Annotated in this window: 15 protein-coding genes and 1 pseudogene; 7 read left to right on the top strand and 9 right to left on the bottom strand. The window is 49.7% G+C overall.

Features of this window, described 5'->3' with window-relative positions; translation table 11 throughout:
• Positions 1-33: 33 nt before the first annotated feature.
• On the bottom strand, positions 34-2,499 hold the full coding sequence (locus tag AB4876_RS00080; protein WP_368379619.1) for a TonB-dependent receptor: 2,466 nt from the start codon (positions 2,497-2,499) through the stop codon (positions 34-36).
• A gap of 335 nt (positions 2,500-2,834) precedes the next feature.
• On the opposite strand from AB4876_RS00080, the gene AB4876_RS00075 reads away from it, so the two are divergent.
• From AB4876_RS00075 to AB4876_RS00060, 4 genes are all read left to right on the top strand, one after another.
• Positions 2,835-3,065 (top strand): ferredoxin, encoded by a 231-nt coding sequence (locus tag AB4876_RS00075; protein ID WP_368379618.1) that lies wholly within the window; start codon positions 2,835-2,837, stop codon positions 3,063-3,065.
• Positions 3,066-3,101: 36 nt separating this feature from the next.
• Positions 3,102-3,857, top strand: a complete 756-nt coding sequence (locus tag AB4876_RS00070; RefSeq protein ID WP_368379617.1) for an SDR family NAD(P)-dependent oxidoreductase — start codon at positions 3,102-3,104, stop codon at positions 3,855-3,857.
• 42 nt (positions 3,858-3,899) lie between these two features.
• Complete coding sequence (locus tag AB4876_RS00065; RefSeq protein ID WP_368379616.1) at positions 3,900-4,832, top strand: VOC family protein; 933 nt, start codon at positions 3,900-3,902, stop codon at positions 4,830-4,832.
• A gap of 64 nt (positions 4,833-4,896) precedes the next feature.
• Positions 4,897-5,838, top strand: a complete 942-nt coding sequence (locus AB4876_RS00060; RefSeq protein ID WP_368379615.1) for a LysR family transcriptional regulator — start codon at positions 4,897-4,899, stop codon at positions 5,836-5,838.
• A gap of 51 nt (positions 5,839-5,889) precedes the next feature.
• Here the strand turns inward: AB4876_RS00060 and AB4876_RS00055 are convergent, their stop codons facing one another.
• From AB4876_RS00055 to AB4876_RS00020, 8 genes are all read right to left on the bottom strand, one after another.
• Positions 5,890-6,915, bottom strand: a complete 1,026-nt coding sequence (locus AB4876_RS00055; RefSeq protein WP_368379614.1) for an acyl-CoA dehydrogenase family protein — start codon at positions 6,913-6,915, stop codon at positions 5,890-5,892.
• A 17-nt stretch (positions 6,916-6,932) separates the two neighbouring features.
• The gene (locus tag AB4876_RS00050) at positions 6,933-8,078 is read right to left on the bottom strand and encodes an acyl-CoA dehydrogenase family protein (RefSeq protein WP_368379613.1); all 1,146 of its coding nucleotides are present in this window, start codon (positions 8,076-8,078) and stop codon (positions 6,933-6,935) included.
• 69 nt (positions 8,079-8,147) lie between these two features.
• Positions 8,148-9,455 (bottom strand): amidohydrolase family protein, encoded by a 1,308-nt coding sequence (locus AB4876_RS00045; protein WP_368379612.1) that lies wholly within the window; start codon positions 9,453-9,455, stop codon positions 8,148-8,150.
• Positions 9,456-9,591: 136 nt separating this feature from the next.
• Entirely contained in the window at positions 9,592-10,866 is a 1,275-nt protein-coding gene (locus AB4876_RS00040; RefSeq protein ID WP_368379611.1) for a cytochrome P450, read from the bottom strand.
• Entirely contained in the window at positions 10,850-12,073 is a 1,224-nt protein-coding gene (locus AB4876_RS00035) for an MFS transporter (protein WP_368379610.1), read from the bottom strand. Before AB4876_RS00035 ends, AB4876_RS00040 begins: the two co-directional genes overlap by 17 nt.
• Positions 12,070-12,564: a carboxymuconolactone decarboxylase family protein gene (locus AB4876_RS00030; RefSeq protein WP_368379609.1), complete on the bottom strand. Its 495-nt coding sequence runs from the start codon at positions 12,562-12,564 to the stop codon at positions 12,070-12,072. The genes AB4876_RS00035 and AB4876_RS00030 overlap by 4 nt, the downstream gene beginning before the upstream one ends.
• 315 nt (positions 12,565-12,879) lie before the next feature.
• The gene (locus AB4876_RS00025; RefSeq protein ID WP_368379608.1) at positions 12,880-14,358 is read right to left on the bottom strand and encodes an aldehyde dehydrogenase family protein; all 1,479 of its coding nucleotides are present in this window, start codon (positions 14,356-14,358) and stop codon (positions 12,880-12,882) included.
• A gap of 51 nt (positions 14,359-14,409) precedes the next feature.
• On the bottom strand, positions 14,410-15,222 hold the full coding sequence (locus tag AB4876_RS00020; RefSeq protein ID WP_368379607.1) for an SDR family oxidoreductase: 813 nt from the start codon (positions 15,220-15,222) through the stop codon (positions 14,410-14,412).
• Positions 15,223-15,789: 567 nt separating this feature from the next.
• Between AB4876_RS00020 and AB4876_RS00015 the strand changes: the two genes are divergently transcribed.
• The 3 genes and pseudogenes from AB4876_RS00015 to AB4876_RS00005 form a co-directional block, all read left to right on the top strand.
• Entirely contained in the window at positions 15,790-16,182 is a 393-nt protein-coding gene (locus AB4876_RS00015; RefSeq protein ID WP_368379606.1) for a hypothetical protein, read from the top strand.
• A gap of 411 nt (positions 16,183-16,593) precedes the next feature.
• Positions 16,594-17,958 carry an alpha/beta hydrolase domain-containing protein gene (locus AB4876_RS00010; RefSeq protein WP_368379605.1) on the top strand — a complete coding sequence of 455 codons (1,365 nt, stop codon included), beginning with the start codon at positions 16,594-16,596 and terminating at the stop codon, positions 17,956-17,958.
• A gap of 36 nt (positions 17,959-17,994) precedes the next feature.
• Positions 17,995-18,729: pseudogene (locus AB4876_RS00005) on the top strand (TonB-dependent receptor domain-containing protein); the annotation flags it as partial.
• Between the last annotated feature and the right edge of the window lie 230 nt (positions 18,730-18,959).

Here is an 18,959-nt window from a genome sequence, read left to right as displayed (position 1 = left end):
CCGGCGGCTTCAGGTTTTAGCAGACTACGTCACTTAGAAGGTGTAGCGCACATCTACACCAAACAAGCGCGGTGGCCCGAAAACAAACGAATCTAAACCAAGAGCTCTGCTGGAAATAGACGATGAAATGGCGTACTCCTCATCGTTAACATTATTAATAAACACACCAACGTCGATATTAGTCGATGCCACACGATACAGGTCAGCGCGTAAATTAATCAGATCATATGCTGGGATATCAGTGTCGCCTTTATCGGCTGCAGAGGTTTTGTAATAGTTAAGATTCAAAGACAACTCATCGGCAATATTATCCATTGGCACACTGTAATTCACGTTGCTCTGAATCACCGAGTTTGTGAAATACAAGAACGGGATTACACCGCCAATCTTGGCATCAATATAGCTATTCTCTTGCTTATAAACCTTATCGACGTCTGCATCCTGAACCGTTGCGTTAAGGCTTACAGTCAAGCCCTTAGTGAGCCGCGCAGAAACCGCCATATCAACACCGCTTACGCTAGTATCGCCAACATTTAGCACAATTGCGCCACCTGTCGGATCATTGGCGGCACTGCAATCACCGTCGGGATCTACCCCGGGCTGCGCAGAACCTGTTGGTGTACAGTTTCTAGCCGTCGTTACACCACCAGCCAAGTCACCTTGAGCATTGGTGTATTCCCCGTAGAAATACGACACATTGGTACGCACTGGAATATCATTGACATGCCAGTCGGCTTTAACACCAATTTCAAAATCATCAACCTCTTCCGCAGTAAAGGTTTGATAATTCTTAAGATCGCCGCTAAAGATTGGGCCGTTAGCGCCACCAGCTCGATAACCGTGGCGCACCACGCCATAGGCGAATACGTCGTCAGTCGCTTGCCAATTTAAACCCACCGACCAGGTAACGGCGTCTGAACTATCCTTGACCACGGCAGAGTTTACGATAACTGATGCATCGCCACTGCGACAGGCGCCCTCGTCGAAATAGGTTGGATCAGAAGCCAGCCACTGGGGCTTTTTATCCGAGCCTAGACACAGCTCAAACTCATCTTCGGTGTATCTAACACCTACTTCTAAAGCGAGTGCTTCAGTAAGATCGTACTCACCATGAGCAAATACAGCTCGCGATTCGTCGGTCAAGAAGAAATGCTGCGCGCCACCATTGGTATAACCTACTTCCATGCCCGGAATCGTGGTTTCATACCGTGTTTGGAAAACGGTAGTGGCATTAATTTGACCAATTTCGTCGGGTTCATTTTTCAAGTAAAAGGCACCAACGAGCCAATCCAAACGATTTTCAAAGGCATTGCCGCGCAATTGCAATTCATTGCTGATTTGTTTGGTCTTGTCGATGAGGCGCGCCTTAACAATCGAGGTTTGCGAGTCCTTAAATGTTGGGCCAAATGCCGCCATTAAGCCCTGCTCAACTACCGGACTTTTATAAAGCCCCAAGCCGTCAATATTGGGCGCATAGTCGAGATCGGTAAGCTGGTAGCCAAAGATATTTAACAAACTTAAATTGTCATTGAATTCGAATTCAGTTCTGTTAACTACGGTTGTTCTGTCATTGCGTTCATGCTGATTAAACGCAGAGTCATTTACCCTTGGCCCAAAAGCTTTGAGGCGCGCCACATCCGCTTTGACGTCATCGGCAATACCTAGCTGATTCAATCCCGAGGGCTCATACACCGTTACCGGATGGATATTAAAACCATCGTTGTCACTAGAAAATTCGTCATAGATAAAAATGTTACGCAGACGGTTAAAGTCGGCTAGCAATGACAGGCGAAATGCGCGGGTATCAACGCCATCGAGATCGCCACCTTCACCGATATTTTTAACATAGCCCTCACGCCGATGCAGGTCTGCCGCTACCCGCATTGCCACTTTGTCCTGTATTAAAGGAATATTGGCAGCACCTTGTAAACGACGCTGATTGTAACGCCCCAGAGTGGCGTCAACATAGCCAGAGAGTTCATGTAACGGTGTGGTTGGCGAGTATAGAATCGCACCGCCGGTGGTATTACGACCAAACAGGGTACCCTGAGGCCCTTTTAGCACCTGGATATTGTCCATATCGTACTGCGGTACCGCGCTACCCCAAGAGGGCTGCGGAACTTCGGCGTAGTAACTAACAACCGCAGGCGATGTGGTGCCAATCAGGCCCTTTGACTGGCCGCGGATAACATAGAGAGGGTTCTGAGGCCCGCCACTACCACCAAGGAATATGCCCGGTACGGCTTGCTGTAAATCGGTTGTACTGACAATTGTTGCTTCGCGCAGGCCATTGGCATCGAGCACATCAACAGTCACCGGAACACTTTGAGCGCCTTCCTCGGTTCGGCGCGCGCTTACAAGCACTTCTTCTAGCGTTAAGGTCTCAGTTTTAGCCTGCCCAGCTGGCGCCTGGGCCAATACCGAGCCCGATGCTGCAAGAATGCCGGCACTTAAAGCCTTTAAGTAAAATCCCTTGGATCGTGTAATTGTGGATATCATTTTCTACCCTCTCTGTTTATTTTTTTAGAGCTTTAGTGACATTACTCTTTGACCCGAAGGCATACGAAATCCAAAGATAATTCACCTTTTTAGAGGCCGCTGAAATACCATAAGAGCGTCTGTTTAAAAGCAGACACGGTTATACCGTTTATTATGTTTTTCATTACCTCGCTACCGAACAAAACTGGTGCCTATGCTCGACCGCTGTATTCAAAATACCAGAACACAGCCTTAATAGTGACATATTTTTAATTTGTGTGTAAAATAATTTTTGTGATAAACAATAAAAAGGTAGCTCAAGAAGCTACATACCGCCAATATAAAAGGATAATTTAATGCAAAAATCCGCGACAAACGACGATAAAACCTACAAAATCACTGCAGATACCCCCAATTGCTGTGGTTACGGCCTGTGCGCCTCGGTGTGCCCCGAAATTTATAAACTCGATGAAGATGGCCTTGTTTATCTCGCCACAGACACCGTATCGGGTGAACTAGTCGCCTCTGCTATAGAAGGCGCTGCGAGCTGTCCAGCCGAAGTTCTTCAGGTAACTTTGATAGATTAGGCTATTCTGTTCATAAAACCACTGGGAGACGCTTAAATGCCGAGTTTGCAAGACAAGATCGTCTTAATCAGCGGGACTGGCGGCGGTATAGGATATGAAGCGGCGCGGCGCTTTGCCGAGCAGGGTGCAATTGTGTTTGGCTGCGATTTAATCGCCGAAAATCACCAGGCCAGCGTAAAGCGCTTAGCCGCCAAAGGCTTAACGCTTTATGGTAGTGGCGAAGTCGACCTCGGCAACCCTGTGCACGCAGAACAATGGATCAACGACGCGATCAAGCAGTTTGGTCGTATAGACGTATTATTTAACAATGCTTCGGCCGCGCGCTTTGGCAACCTAGAGGACTTTTCGGTAGATGACTGGTACTACACCACTCGCAACGAACTGGATCAGGTCTTCTTCTCAACAAAATTTGCATGGCCGCATATCGCCGACGGCGGTGTAGTGCTTAATATGGGCTCTACCGCCGCATGGCGAGGAACCACCGCCACCGGCAAAGTCGCTCACTGCGCCACCAAGGGCGGCGTTGTTGCCATGACCCGCCAGCTTGCCGCCGAGGGCGCTAAGCGCGGTATCAGGGCGGTAAGCATTAGTCCTGGTTTTATACAAACACCGGGCACCGCTGCATTTGTCGCCAATCCCGAAGTAAAACAGCAACTGCTTAGTGGCGTTTTATTAAATCGCCTAGGCGAAGCCTCCGATGTGGTATCCCTTGCAGTTTATCTCGCATCAGATCAAGCATCTTTTATCACTGGCTCTGATTTCGTCGTAGACGGCGGCATGTTAGCTACCTAGGTAACATTGGCCCACACGAAATAAAAATAAATGGAGAACACGATGAACCTTATCGGCATTGGCTATTTCGGCTTCGAAACCGCAAAACTTGATGAATGGCGCAGTTACGGGCCGGAAGTCATGGGCTTTCAAATAGCACCAAACGCAGAAACCGAAACCGACTCGCTCTACTTTAAACTCGACGATCGCCGCCATCGCATCGCGCTGCACGCGGGCAGCATTGATCGCATCAGCTATATCGGCTGGGAGGCGCGGAACCGACTCGACTACTTAGACGCACTTGAGCATTTAAGCAGCCACGAAGTGGAGTTCACCGTTGGCGACGAAGCCCTGTGTGAACAACGCGGCGTGAAGGAGCTAATCCGCTTTCGCGACCCCGTTGGCTATCAGCACGAGATTTTTTACGCGCAAAAATGGAGCCCGCGCTCCTTTGTCCCAGGTCGCCCCCACGGTGGCTTTGTCTGCGGCGACCGCGGCGCGGGGCACGTTGTTTTAATGGCCCCCGAAGCCAATCCTGCACTCGACCACTTTCTGCGCGAAGTGATGTGTTTTCAGTGGTATGGCTGGGGTGCTGGTAAAGGCAAAACCAGTTTTTGGCGCACCAAACTAAACAATCAAACTAGCCATGACATTGCCTACGGTGTTGCGCCCGGCAGAATGGGTGTACAGCATGTTGGCCTGTTTGTTGAGAGTGTCAGAGATGTCGGCGAAACCTACGACCTAGTTAAAAAGAAAGACATTCCGATGATGATGACTTTGGGGCAGCACACTCAAGACCCACATATGTCTTTCTATCATTTCAACCCTTCTGGTTTCGCCTTTGAAACAATTACCGAACTCGAACCTTGGGAAGGCGATCCATTTGAACTTAACCCCGAGCAAATGAGCACGTGGGGACATGAAATTGTTGGCCCAATAGTTGGCCCCAGCGTGCAAGCGCCAGAAGCGCTCTACCCAGAGCTGTTCAAAAAATGATTGAACACGCGCCGCATATGCTTTGGTGGCGGCGCGGCCTGGATCCTCTTGGGAGGCATTCATATTGATAGTAGGCCTACAGAATATTTCATTAAAACAATTGCGGTACTTTGTGGCCGCTGCAGAGGGCGGTCGCCTGTCCTCGGCCGCGACCCAAATGCACGTGTCCCAGTCAACCATCACCACTGCCATTCTCAATCTTGAAGAAACCTTACAAACCCAGCTATTTATTCGCCAAGCCCATGGCGTGATTCTTACCGCTGAAGGTAATCGTTTTTTTCTGCGCGTTCGTCAAATTTTAGATGCATTGGAAGATGCCGTTAGTGACCCGGCGAATGCGGAGCGAAACTTGAAAGGCCGAATTCGCCTCGCGGCGTCTTATACACTGCTAGGTTATTTTCTACCGGCGCTAATGGGGCGTTTTCGCACCCGGCACCCCGACGTGGAATTTGATTTAATCGATCTCGACCGAGCCGAAATTGAGGCCTCGCTAGAAGCCGGAGAGATCGATTTAGGCCTAGTTATACTGTCCAATACCACCTTGCGCAGTCAGTTTAAACACAGCGTGCTAATCCGCTCACGGCGCCAACTGTGGGCAGCGGCGGGCCACCCCCTGCTCAGCCAAGGCGGTACGACCTTAGCCGATATTAGCCAACATCCTTATATTCAGATCACCGTAGATGAGGGTGAACTGTCTACCCAACGCTATTGGCAAGCCGCTGGGCTCGAGCCCAATATCGCGTTTCGCACAAGCTCAATGGAAGCCCTAAGAGGCCTGATTGGCCACGGCTTTGGCGTTACCATTTTATCCGACATGGTCTACCGCCCCTGGTCTTTAGAGGGCAGGCGCATCGAATGCCTACCACTACTCGACCCCGTACCACCGATGGAGGTAGGGCTCATCTGGCAAGACAATAATGAGTATGCAGACTGCGTAGAGACCTTTAAACAATTCATGATTGATACATGTGCAAACAGTAGTGAGCAATTCCACAGCGCGCGCTGATTTCTATTTGCAGCGCGCGCTGTGTCTTTAGAAACGCTAGGCAAAGATCACTCAAAAGCTTCCAGCCACAAGGCGCGGCCAAAAATTATCGGCGCCAGCAACACAAACCCGTTCACCCAGTAGGCAGGACCAATAACTTGACGAGCCAAACTCGCTGCGCCATGACCACAGGCGACGGGTAGCGATATGGAGCGGGTACTCATGGGTAAAGCCAATAGCGCCGTGAACACCGTGGCTCACGCCAGCTGCAACACCCGCGGCGTCAGAGCTACAAATTTTAGCCGCAGCAATGCTGTCTTCATGAAAACTTTGTTCAGACAAGGCAAACGCAACTTCGCAAGATGCCTTGGCCATGCTGGCCTGCTCTGCCAGCAAGGCCATTTGATGCTGAACCGCTTGAAAACGAGCAATCGGCTTACCGAATTGGACGCGCTCATTGGCATAGTCGGTGGCCATCATTAACACTCGCATGATAGCGCCGGTAATTTGTGCCGAACGCACTAGCGCGCCGCACAGTAACAAAACCTTATTACTCTCCCCTGCAGCCATGGGAATACTAATTAACGGCTTTGCCTCCTCAAAATTCAAGGTGTCGCGTGGCTCACCGGCGGTATTGCTAATGTGCTGACAGTCTCGGGCAGCCGCAGCGCTTAACACCAACAACTCCGCGCCTACCGCCGCTAATACGTAATCGCAATTACGGCCCCAAGGGACGTTCGTCAGCGCGCCACTTACCGAGCCCTTATTTATCAACAAACCATCGCTAGCGCTAAAGCTAACAATGCCAGTAAGTGGCGCTCGCCCGTGTTTAGCCAATAAATAATTGGCCAACATAGTTTCAATAATGGGCAACGGTGCACAGTGTTCGCCACAAGCAATAACAAGACCACAGACATCACTCAAGGTCCCACCGGCGCCGCCAGCGTCCTCAGCAACCAGCGCCAAGGGCACGCCATTCTCTTCTAGGCTCGCCCACAGCTGCACAGGGAATTCACCGCCCTCGGCACTGATTACCTGCTCCGCCGAAAGTTGATCCGCAAGAATAGCGCGCATCGTATCTTCAAATAAGTCTCTCACGATCTCCGCTCCCCTAATTACCTTAAGCCTAAGCCGCGGGCAATGATGCCGCGTAAAATTTCCCGGGTACCGCCGCGCAGCGAGAACGACGGCGCTTGCTGCGTGAGGTGCGCCAGCACAAGAGCGTAATCTGTACCACCCGAAGCGGTTGGCTCCGCGTCACACAAAAGCTGGGCAATTTCAGGTAGCTCTTGCTCAAACACCGCACCCAAATCTTTTACGCACGACGCGGCAACCGAGGGGTTCTCGCCTTGATCTAATAAATGAGTAACCGCCAAAGACATCTGCCGCAGGGTCATTAAACGCGCGCTTATACGACCAACCTCGCGCTGCTGAAGTACATTAGGCTTACTGCCAATCTCAGCCAGCATGGTGTACATCAGAATCATACAACTGAGGAAACGCTCTGGGCCGCTGCGTTCCATGGCCAGTTCACCAGTCACCTGTGACCAGCCCTCGCCCTCCTGGCCTAATAGGCTTTCCGGCGGTAATTGCACATTATCGAGAAACACTTCATTAAAATGCTCACTGCCGGTGAGGTCTTTTATCGGCCGTACCGTGATACCCGGCAAACGAAGATCAACAATGAATTGCGACATGCCACCATGGCGATTATCTGATTCACCAGAGCGCACCAAGGCGATCATATAATGTGAGCGATGGGCGTTGGTGGTCCATACTTTTTGGCCGTTGAGCAGCCAGCCCCCCTCGTTCTTCACCGCTTTCGATTTAATCGACGCGAGATCAGAACCCGAGTTAGGCTCGCTCATACCAATACTAAAAAAGCATTCACCGCGGCAGATTGCTGGCAGATAAAATTGCCGCTGTTGCTCGGTGCCGTGGCGAAGAATTTGTAAACCACTTTGTCGGTCAGAAAACCAATGCGCCGACACTGGCGCGCCAGCCGCAAGTAGTTCTTCAATAATGACATAGCGCGCAAACGCACTCGCGTCCGCGCCGCCATATTCCGTGGGCAGCGCCATACCAATCCAGCCGCGCTCACCTAATTTACGACTGAATTCGGCATCAAAACCCATCCACGAATCGGCGCGTTTGCGCAGTGACAAATGCTGTAAATTCTCAGCCACAAACTCCCGCACTTGGGAGCGTAAACTTTCTGCTTCGGCGGGAATGGGGTGGTAGCGAAACTGCTCAATAAACATATAAATACCGACTATGCTCGTTGAAATAAATAGATTTCTGGGCCAGAAAAAATCTGGCCCAGAACAACATTACAATGCAGACTGGGCGTCAGCAGAGGCGAACATATTATTGATATCGCCAGACGTTACTGGCTTATTGGCGTCGCGTTTTGGCGCTGCGCCACCCATACCAAGCTCTGGCGCTGTACTGACATGCGTCGCCTGAGCGCGCAGTGCAGATACTGTGCAGTTTTCCTTACCCAAAATTTCAAATGGGTTATACGAAAACTCGCGCATGGCATTAAGATGAGAAATTTTATTAATTGTCTCATCTGAGAGATGCTTAGCCTGCTCCCAGAAAATATCTGCAGAACGCGGCCAAGTGCAGTCAGAATGCGGGTAATCGCATTCCCAAGTCACCATATCAACATTGATTGCATCAAGATTTTGCAGACCAAAAGCATCTTCGATATAGCAGCAAATAATATGCTTATTGAAGAAATCGCTAGGACTCATGCCATTGAAGTTAGAGTTAGTCCACGCCTTATGGTGATTATGGGTAAAGTCTGCACGCTCTAGGAAATAAGGAATCCAGCCGATGCCACCTTCCGAGAGCGCCATTTTCAAATTGGGGAACTTCTTCCACATTGGCGCCCACAACCAGTCGGCTGCTGAATTAGCAATTGAAATTGGCATGGAGGTAATCCAAGCATCAATTGGCGACTCGTCAGAAGCGTGAACAGCTTTAGCACCCGTACCAATATGGCAACAGATCACCACATTATTATCCGAGCAAGCCTTCCAAATTGGATCCCAGTGATCGTTATGGATCGAGGGGTAGCCATGAACAGTTGGGTTGTCTGACAGGGTCAGCGCGTGCACACCCAGTTTCGCCATGCGGTTAATTTCAAAGGCCGCGGCCTGTGGGTCCCACCACGGAATAACCATGAGCGGAATAAAACGACCGGGCGCCGCATTGCACCACTCCTGCAAATGCCAGTCGTTATAGGCACGAATGGCAGCAAGGCTGACGCCTTTGTCAGCAACATTCTGAAAGCGCTGACCAGCAAAGCCAGGAAAGGTCGGGAAACACATAGAACCAAGGACGCCATTGGCGCTCATATCGTCAACCCGCGACTTGATATCCCAAGTTCCCTTGCGCATGTGGTCGTAGCCTAACGGCTCCATACCAAACTCTTCTTTGGGTCGGCCAACAACTGAGTTAAGCCCCATATAGCCGGTGGCCTGATCTTCAAACACCCAAACATCGCGACCGCTGCGCTGTTCAACACGGGGTTCGCGACCTTTGTATTTCTCCGGCATATGGCGGCCAAAGCAGTTTGGTGGCTCGATGGTATGGTCATCAACGCTGACTAAAATTACATCATCAAATTTCATTTTTGCAATCTCCTTAGACTACTTATGTGCAATTGCGAGGGGCGCGCCATTGCGATACCGGTGATTATTGTATTATTCAAAAACTTATATTAAACACTTTTTAAATATATGTCTAACAAAATAACAAAGGTAACCACTATTCACCCCAAACAACGTGGAGGCTATCTGGCCCGCGTAACTGGGCACCGCGAATCACCGGCGCTGGGTAGTCGGGGTCAAAGCGAATATTGGGCAACATATCCAACACCGCATTAATGGCCACCGACAGTTCAGTTTTGGCAATAAACTGGCCGATGCAGACATGGGGGCCAAAACCAAAGCCAAATGAGGGCTTAACTTTGCGATCGATATTAAATTGGTCTGCACCGTCGAAGGCCGCTTCATCGCGGTTGGCCGACGCCACAATGCACTGCACCATAGAGCCTTCGGGAATAGTCACGCCGCGAATTTCAACTTCCCGCGACGCCTGCCTAACCTTAAAAGTAGCAACCGGCTCATAGCGCACCGCTTCGTCGATAAGCGACGACACCAGCTCGCGGTTATTTTTTACCCGTTCCAGCAACTCCGGTCGTTCCAATAACAACACCATCGCCGTGCCGAATGTACGGGTTGTGGTCTCCCCTGCTGCCGGCAACAGAGAGCGCACAAAGGTGGCTATTTCATGATCATCAAGGGATCGCCCCTCGTACTCGGCAACGATTAGCCTGCCAATTAAATCTCCACCGAATTCGCCCTGCGCCCGCACCTGAGAGACCCTTTCCAGCACCGCTTTATAAAGTGATTCCGAGGCCGCCATTGCAGCAGCTTTGGCGGCTGCGGCATTCTTTGGATCAACCTGTGGGCCGGCCAGAATATCCAGTGCCCACGACGCATATTTTTTAATTAATTCTGGCTCGTTATCGGGGAAGCCAATAAGTGAATAAATTAGCCTTACCGGAAAATGAAGGGCAAAATCCATCAGATTCGCCCTGCCAGAAGGTGCCAAGGGAGCCAAAAACTCCTCCCGCACGATGGGGTCCATTTTGGTATTGCGCCAAGTATTCACGACCTTGGGCATAAACACCGGATGCAATAAAGTACGCATTTTCTTATGCAGCTCACCGTCCATGCCGGTCAATATGAGGCCGTCCATAAACGCCCCCAAACCTGCCGCAATAAAGCCACTCGTAAAGGTTTCAGCGTCGCGTAACACCGCCATCACATCGTCATATTTAAATAGCGTAAAGGTTCTGCGCCCAGCCTCGTGGCCGGCAATATTGGGCACACCAAGCTCGCCCATAAAATCCCCTTCCAATACCGGCGACTCACTGCGCATTTTTTTATAGATCTCATAAAGATCGACATCCTGCCCCTTATAATTGGCGGCAACACCCGAAAACGCTGTTTCAAGCTGACTAGAGGATTTTTTCACTGCTAAGACTCTCCCTACCGTTGTTATTTTGAGTAATTAATTTAAGTGCGGCGACAACTCCCGCTGACAGCAGAACTGCCATCAACCAAAACATGGTGGCGACACCCATGAAAACGCCAAATACGCCGTACAATAACGGCAACACTGTAATTGAAATCTGGTTGCACATTGAGCGTATCGCCAAGGCTTCGCCATAGCGTTTATCGGGAACGGACTCGTGCAACAACAACATGATAGTCGGCTGCACAGTGCCAACAATCACGCCAAATATTGCCGACGCCAGCATCATCAGCCACGGGAGCGGCAGCAGCGGATAGACCGCAAATAACAGAACTAGCAACACCATCGCCGCGAGCGGTAAATACTGGTGTGCAAAGCGCTCTGCAACAAAGGGTAGTACCCCTCTTGCGATTAACGAGGCGCCGCCGTAGGCGGCAAATATGGCGCCGATCTCCGTCGCACTAAAACCACGCTCGTGACCAAGTATTGGCAGCGCAAACCCATGTAGATCCCAGCTGGCCACAATTAATAGGTTCAACACCATCACCCGCCGCAAAGAAATCAACTTAAGCAAGCCCAGCGAGGATTTAAAATTCGACTTCGCGCTGGCTGCGACCGTCTCGCCACCCGCTAGTTCGACGCGAGAGGCAATTAACACTGAAATTAATGGCAAGACAGCCAATACCAAATAAGCCGTGGAGAACCCCCACACATCAATCACTCGGCCAGTAGCCAGCGGCCCAAACAAACCACCCAACGCCGGCGCTAAAGCCACTAAACTAAACACTTGCAAACGCTTTTCTCGGGACATCGCCTGACGACTTGCGGCGCGCTGAATGGCGATCATGCCAAAACCCGAGCCCGTACCGCACAATCCCGCTGCAAGAAACATTAGCCACAACGAGGATGCGGCCCATGCGCTTAATGCTCCACAAGCCGATAAGGAGGCAGCCATTAAAGCCGGTAAGCGATAGCCATTTCTATCAGTATAGACGCCAAAACGCAGTGCCATGAGCGCAGGAAATACCGCGAAACATGACACCAATACTCCAATACTTAATTTACTCGCGCCTAGCTGCAGAGCCTGCAAGGGCAAGGCCACTCGCATACCGCCCATACAGGCGTGGAGACCACACTGGCAAGCGACCATCGCAAGTATTGGCACAGTGTAGCTGCCAGACCTTGAGGCCAACGCCTGCTCGGTCATCCCCTATTCTCAGGGTAGGCCTGCAATGCATAAGTAAGCTTGCCACCCGCCAACATCAAGCCGCAATACAAATGCAATTCGGCCAGCTCGGGCTCAGAAAAGTGCGCGAGTAAATCCTTATAAAACCCGCCATCTAAAGCGCTATGATCAATAGCCAGCAACTCTGCAAACTGTATTGCCAACTGCTCGCGTTGTGAAAAACCACTGACATCGCTCTCGAGACAACGAATATCATGATCGCTGACAGCATCGGTTTTGCGAGCCACTTGGCAGGCCTGGCACTGGCTGATTGACGCAATTTTTAGGCGAGCTAACTCACGCTCTCGGTCACTCAGCAGCGCGCTATCTTGGAGTGTTTGCAATAGCTTGAGCCACGCGGCAGCTGCCTCTGGACGATGCGCCCAAACCTGAAAAGGCAGCGTTGTGCTCAACACCCCAGTTTGCACACCACGATTAAGAGCGTGAGCAAATTCAGGTGTTAAATCCGACATTTCAACTGCAGTCAATCGAGGCATTTTGATATCACTATTATTGTTTATAGCTCAGAAGCGATACCTGCAAACTACTATTTATACACATTTATTGCAATAGTGTTCACATACGCTAATAAGAACTTGTTTGACCGGAGACAAATCAAAAGCCACCGTTATAAAGAAGCTCGCCAATTTATATCGATACTTCTATGAACTAGGCGCAGCTGGTCTAAAACGACGGCGGCTGGCAGCTAAGACGGGACATCGGTGTTCAGCAAAAATCCGCCACTGAACACCAAGGAAGCCCCGTACACGTTTATGAACAGCCGCGTATCAACCTGCGTGAAAACTGATCGAGCGCGCGTCAGCAAATTCCAGCAAGCTGTCCAAACCGTATTCGCGGCCAATACCTGAACGCTTAATCCCACCAAAGGGCGCCGACGAGAGCATGGTATGTCCGCCACCGTTAATCGCGATACCGCCAGTGCGAATTTTTCTAGCCATCTCGTAGGCATGCCCAACATTGGCAGAGAATATTCCGCCCCCCAAACCAAATTCTGAGTCATTGGCTAAGGCAACAGCTTCGTCGTCATTATCAAAACCGATTACGGCGCCAACTGGACCAAAAATTTCTTCTTGAGCCAAACGCGATTTATTATCAACGTCGTCGAATAAAGTAGCTTCATAATAAAATCCCTGCGTGAGACCCCTAGGGCGCTTTCCGCCGGCTACGAGTCTCGCGCCTTCAGACACGCCAATTTCAACGTAATCCTCTACCCTTTGCCGAGCCTGAGCGCGGATTAGCGGCCCCATTTGCACACCGGGGTCACTGGGGTTGCCCACTTTGATTGCTGCAGTCATCGCTGCCAACTGCTCAACAAAAGCCTTGCGCACAGAGTTATCAACCAAGATACGCGTGGTTAAAGCGCAGCCCTGACCGCAATGGATAGTAAAGTTTTGTAGCGCAGCCGGCAGCGCCTTAGACATATCCGCATCCGCACGGATAATAAGCGCCGATTTACCACCGAGCTCAAGATGCATTTTCTTCAAGCTCGGGGCGCCCTGCGCCATAATCAGCGAGCCGACCTTATCTGAGCCAGTAAAGCTCACCATATCGACGCGCTTATCTCTGGTCAGACGCTCACCGGCAGCCACATCGCCGGTAACAATATTCAAAACACCCGCAGGTAAGCCGCATGCTAGCGCAGCCTCGCCGAATATAAGTGCTTGAAAAGGTGTATACGGAGAAGGTTTAAGCACGCAAGTGTTCCCCATTAACAGCGCGTGAAAGACCTTGGCTAGATTTAGGAAAAATGGGAAGTTATAAGGTGTTATCGCGGCAACGACGCCCCGCGGCATGTAACTCGTCTCTGAGCTACCTAATATCTTACCCTCAAGGCTAGGTACAATTTCTATTGGCGTTAGCTTTGATTCCACCCGCAGCGCATCTACCAGCAATCTACGCGCGTGCTTCATAGGAATTTCGAACTGCATAAATTCCGCCAGCATTTGTGTTGAGCCGGCCTCTTTAACAATCAATTCAATTACCCGCGCGCGATTTTCCACAAAAAAGTCGTGCATTTTTTGCATCACCGCGACTCTTTCCGGCATGCTTAGCTGCGGCCACGGGCCATTATCAAAAGCGTTTTTTGCGCTACTTATTGCGTCGTCAACACTCTCTTCGCTGCCCACCGGTGCATAGCCCAATACCTCTTCGGTAGCAGGGTTGATTACGTCTTCTTTAGCATCGTTTAACGGCACTACCCATTCATTATTTATAAATAATCGCGCAGGAACATTACAAATACTCACTTGCCCACTCCTTAATTTATTCTTATTGCACTCTTTGCTATCAGGAATTTATTACAAAAGCGAACTCAGTACCGGATCTGAGTAAGCACCACTTACAACTGAGCTAATATGGCCACTGTCCACTAATACGCTAATACCACTAATACCGCTTGCCGCACTGCTGCATAAAAACAACAAGGTATTTGCCACTTGCTCGGCAGAAAGCGGGCCGACACCAGCTTCAGCGCGATATTCCGAGCCAAACCCAAGCCATTGTTCAGCATTTGCGCGCGCCAGTGGTGTATCCGTGGGGCCTGGCATGACCGTGTTAATACGCACACCCTTTTTAAGGAAATTTAAGGACTGATTCGCCACATAAGCGTTAACAGCCTGTTTACTAAACATATAGTTGTTGTGGGTTTCTTCACGCCCGATCATCCAATCTGCGGCACTCTGCCAATTATCTTGGGCGAGAAACTCCAGCAGCTCTGGTAAGTTTTGCATCCACGACATACCGGCCACAGATGAGATCATTGCAACCGCTCCACCTTTCTCAACGCGATTGCTGTTTATTAAGGTATCGATAATATGACGCTGACCAATGAAGTTAACAAAGATAATGGGCTTGCCACCCGCGATACCAGCGCAGCCGAATACCGCATCTAAGCTGCCATCAATTTGGCTAATCGCATTATCAACACTCACCTTGTCTGAAAGGTCAACCTTGATACTTTGATCAACCTTAAAGCTAATATCGGCAACATCCATTACGATTGCATAACCACCAAGCGACATAAACAGCTCCGCCACCGCAGCGCCCATTCCGGTAGCGCCACCAATAATCAATGCCCGCTTACCTTGAAAACTAAACTGCTCAACACCCATTGTCACACTCCTTTTATTTATATTATTTATTTCTAGCCGCGCGCCATTCTTTATTTCTACAACAAACCGACTCCATCGCCAGCATAGTGATAGGTCGATATTGATCGAAAATTGACTGACCACATAACGCTAGAAAGCGTTATGTCACCGGTTAAAACCTAACAACACTATCGCGCACAGACATACGTAACGCATATGCGCACGCAGGCGGCGGATTCCAACTAAAAAGCAAACCGCAGCAATGTCATAACACCGGCCGGTAGCTTTGGTACTCTCATGTGCCCGAGATTATCTCGCCACACTAAATTGAGAAACTACAACTACTGAACACTTAAAGCAATAGTGTTTAAAATAAATACCAAAATGACCAGAGACCACGATAATACAAAAATTGAGAAAATCCGTTTCGACCACACATTGCGAAAATATCTATTTACTCAAATCTGCACACATTGTATATTAGTGTTCAAGTTTGTTGGCCAAGTATGGTCATGCACTTCTTGGCAAAAATACTAATAACAATAAAGCTAGCTCTCAATTGGCTTGATAATAATGTAGGTGACCTTTATGAGCACTTTGCTACGCGCCGCCAGAATATCATCAACGGATAAGGCCAATTTACTCGTGTCCTTTGCGCCATTTTTGCCAATAACAACTTATTCAAAGGAAAAATCGAACTCTAAAATATCTGAAGTAGTTGTCGTAGTCGCACAGAAGCGCCAGCAAAGCTTGCAGGATGTGTCGATCTCGGTAAACGCATATTCAGAGCACCAAATACTTGAAATGAACATCAATTCCGTTATCGACAACGACCAGATTGAACCCTTTACTACCGAAAGGGTTGCATTTACGCCTAACTTCTCAATGCATGGCCGTACATACTTTTCAAGCCAAGGCGAAATCCAACCCGTTGTTGCGCTCATTATTGATGCCAGCCCCGTCTTCGGGCCGGGGAATTAAAGATCGCCATATTTTTTACTACAACGCATTTACACAAATTTAATTATAAAAAAACCGACGGTATAAAAGTATGTAGCTCGCTTGCTGTGTACTCATAACACGCGGGAACACCACTAACTGACTAACACTTACATAGTTAAGTGCTAGCTGCTTGCGTCCAGCGCGACCGTAAACTTCAAGCTAGACCCCGAGGTTAAAATGAAAATCAACTTGTACCCCCTGTTAAGACTGACGCAGCCGCCCAACTCCTTTACGATTGCGCGGCCCTTAAAGCGCTTGCTTATTTTACTAACCACTGTTGCTATCTACGCGTGCGGGGGCGACGGCGGGAGCAGCTCCGCTCAGTCAGCGTCATCAGTATCTGCACAAAGTTTTGCCACTATAAATAACCCGAGAGCAGCAGATAGCTCAGTGCCGGTCGCAAGCGTAAACGGCCCTATACTCAATGACGCTGGACTAAAAGGTCGACCATATGGGACAACCCTAGATCATCTTGCGCCGATTGAACCCTACGACTATATACAGGAAGAATTTTTCTTCACTGGTACAGCCCAAGAGCGAGACGAAGACGGCGCTTTAAGCGGAGGACCTGCAGCACCATTCACAAGTAGAATTCTCGTTAAGCGGCCTAGAAAAGCCAGCGACTTCAATGGAACAGTTATACTCGAGTGGTATAACAATACCGGTCAATCAGATAGCGATGTGCTATGGACTGCCGCTCATGACATGTTAATGCGCGAAGGTTTTGTACACGTAGGCGTATCCGCTCAGCAAGTTGGCGTGAGCGGTAACGGCCCGTTGGCTCTAAAAAATTGGGACCCGGTTCGCTACGCAGAATTAAGCCACCCGGGAGACGCCTACGCATGGGACGTCTACGCACAGGCAGGCCGAGTGCTCTTTTCTCCAGATACTGGTCCGACTATATTAGCCGACTTAGTGCCCAAGCGAATGATTGCCGGTGGCGAGTCTCAGTCTTCATTTCGGCTGGTTGCCTATAGCGACGTAATCCAGCGCGAACATGTAATGTTTGACGGATTTTTCCTTCACACCGGGCCAGTAGCCGGCAAAGGCGTCGATGATGTCGGCGTACCCGTTATGCACTTTATTACAGAAACGGAAATAGATGGTGTTCTCGCACTTGAAACTGGCGGCGCGATTCTCGATTACACCACGCCAATAACAACCACCGTACTACCACCCGCGGCACCGCCATATGGACCCGACCGTGGTTTAATTCGAGTGTGGGAAGTCGCCGGCGGCTCCCACTTTGACAAACAACTTTGGGCCTACACAACGGCGTTTGCCGCACGAGAAGCCTCATCACCTGCGGACCTTGCCGTCGAAATCGAGCAACCCGTATTTTGCGGACTGCCAATGAATGAACTAGGGCAAGGGCGGGCCACCGCTGCCGCCCTCCACCATCTCAATATCTGGGTCACCACAGGCAATGCGCCAGAGTCTCGACCACGCCTAGAACTCGATGACAACTTCCGCATCGTACGCGACGCCGCGGGTCTGCCTCAAGGTGGCATTCGCTTACCCCCAGTCGCAGCGCCCATTGGGATTAATCGCGGCGACGAATGTGTATTTTGGGGCAGCTTCCAAGCATTTTTGCCAACCGAAATACAGGCTCGCTACCCGACACATCAGGCGTACATCAACGCCGTTAGCGCTGCGGCACTGAACAATGTCAAAGAAGGAACACTATTACCAGAAGAAGCACTCCTTTATATCCAAGAAGCCGAGGAACGCAGTACATATTGGTTAAGCGAGTAAGAAAGCTTAAACAAGCGAAAATAGGCTACAGGCTACCGAGCGGGTGGCCAAACTCTACGCGGTACCACGCCAGAAACCTTATCTCCTTTTGATCCAGAAAATGTTACCCAGTTGGAGCTGGGAATGAAATCTGACTGGTTCGATCAACTTCTGAGAGCAAACTTGGCGGTGTTTTGGGCTGATTATACTGATATTCAAAGAACTCAGTTTATCGCTGTTAATGGCGTGCCAGCCACGGTGACAAGTAATGCTGCCTCGGCAAGTATCAGTGGCGTGGAATTAGAGCTAACTGCACTGCCAACCGACCGTCTTGAACTGGGCGCGTCACTAGGTTTGCTGAGCGCGGAATACGATGAATTCAACGGCTTTGATGGCACCGATAAGAGCGACGAAAAATTCGACGACGTACCAGAAATGACTTATTCAGTCTCAGCTACTTACACCATTGAATTTGGCGCGGACTACACGTGGATGAATCGACTTGACTATTCTTGGGCCGACGATATACCGAGCCAGCAGGGTAATTTGAAATACTTTAAAGATCGCGGTTATGACGCTGAGCCTATTACCACCTTTCCCGCTACAGGTAATTTAAATGCCAGGAGTAACTTATCTTTCCCGTCTGGTTTAGATATATCAATATACGGTCGGAACCTCACTGACGAATATCGTTATACATCAATTATTCTCGGTCAAGGGCCTGACTTTATATCGCGTATAGTTAGTGCGCCAGGACGTAATTATGGCGTAGAAGTTAGCTATAACTTCTAAGGTTTAATTATCAGCTGGCCATGATGACCAGCTGTATTTTAAAGAACATGAGTAAAAACATAACTAAAAAATAAAATCAAAAATATTATTGCAGGACTCGGCAATCAGTCGCGGATTCAAATCCGAAGTGCATCATCTGATCAGGTAGAAGAAGCGGCCAGCTGAAGGTAAGCTCCCCCCTTTTTCTCCGGCAAGAGATGAAGTGATGATGAGAACTTACCAGCAACTGA

The organism is Zhongshania guokunii (assembly GCF_040892635.1).
GTDB classification, from domain to species: domain Bacteria; phylum Pseudomonadota; class Gammaproteobacteria; order Pseudomonadales; family Spongiibacteraceae; genus Spongiibacter; species Spongiibacter guokunii.
Note: the sequence above shows the minus strand (reverse complement) of the source record. Positions and strands in the feature narration are given on the sequence as shown.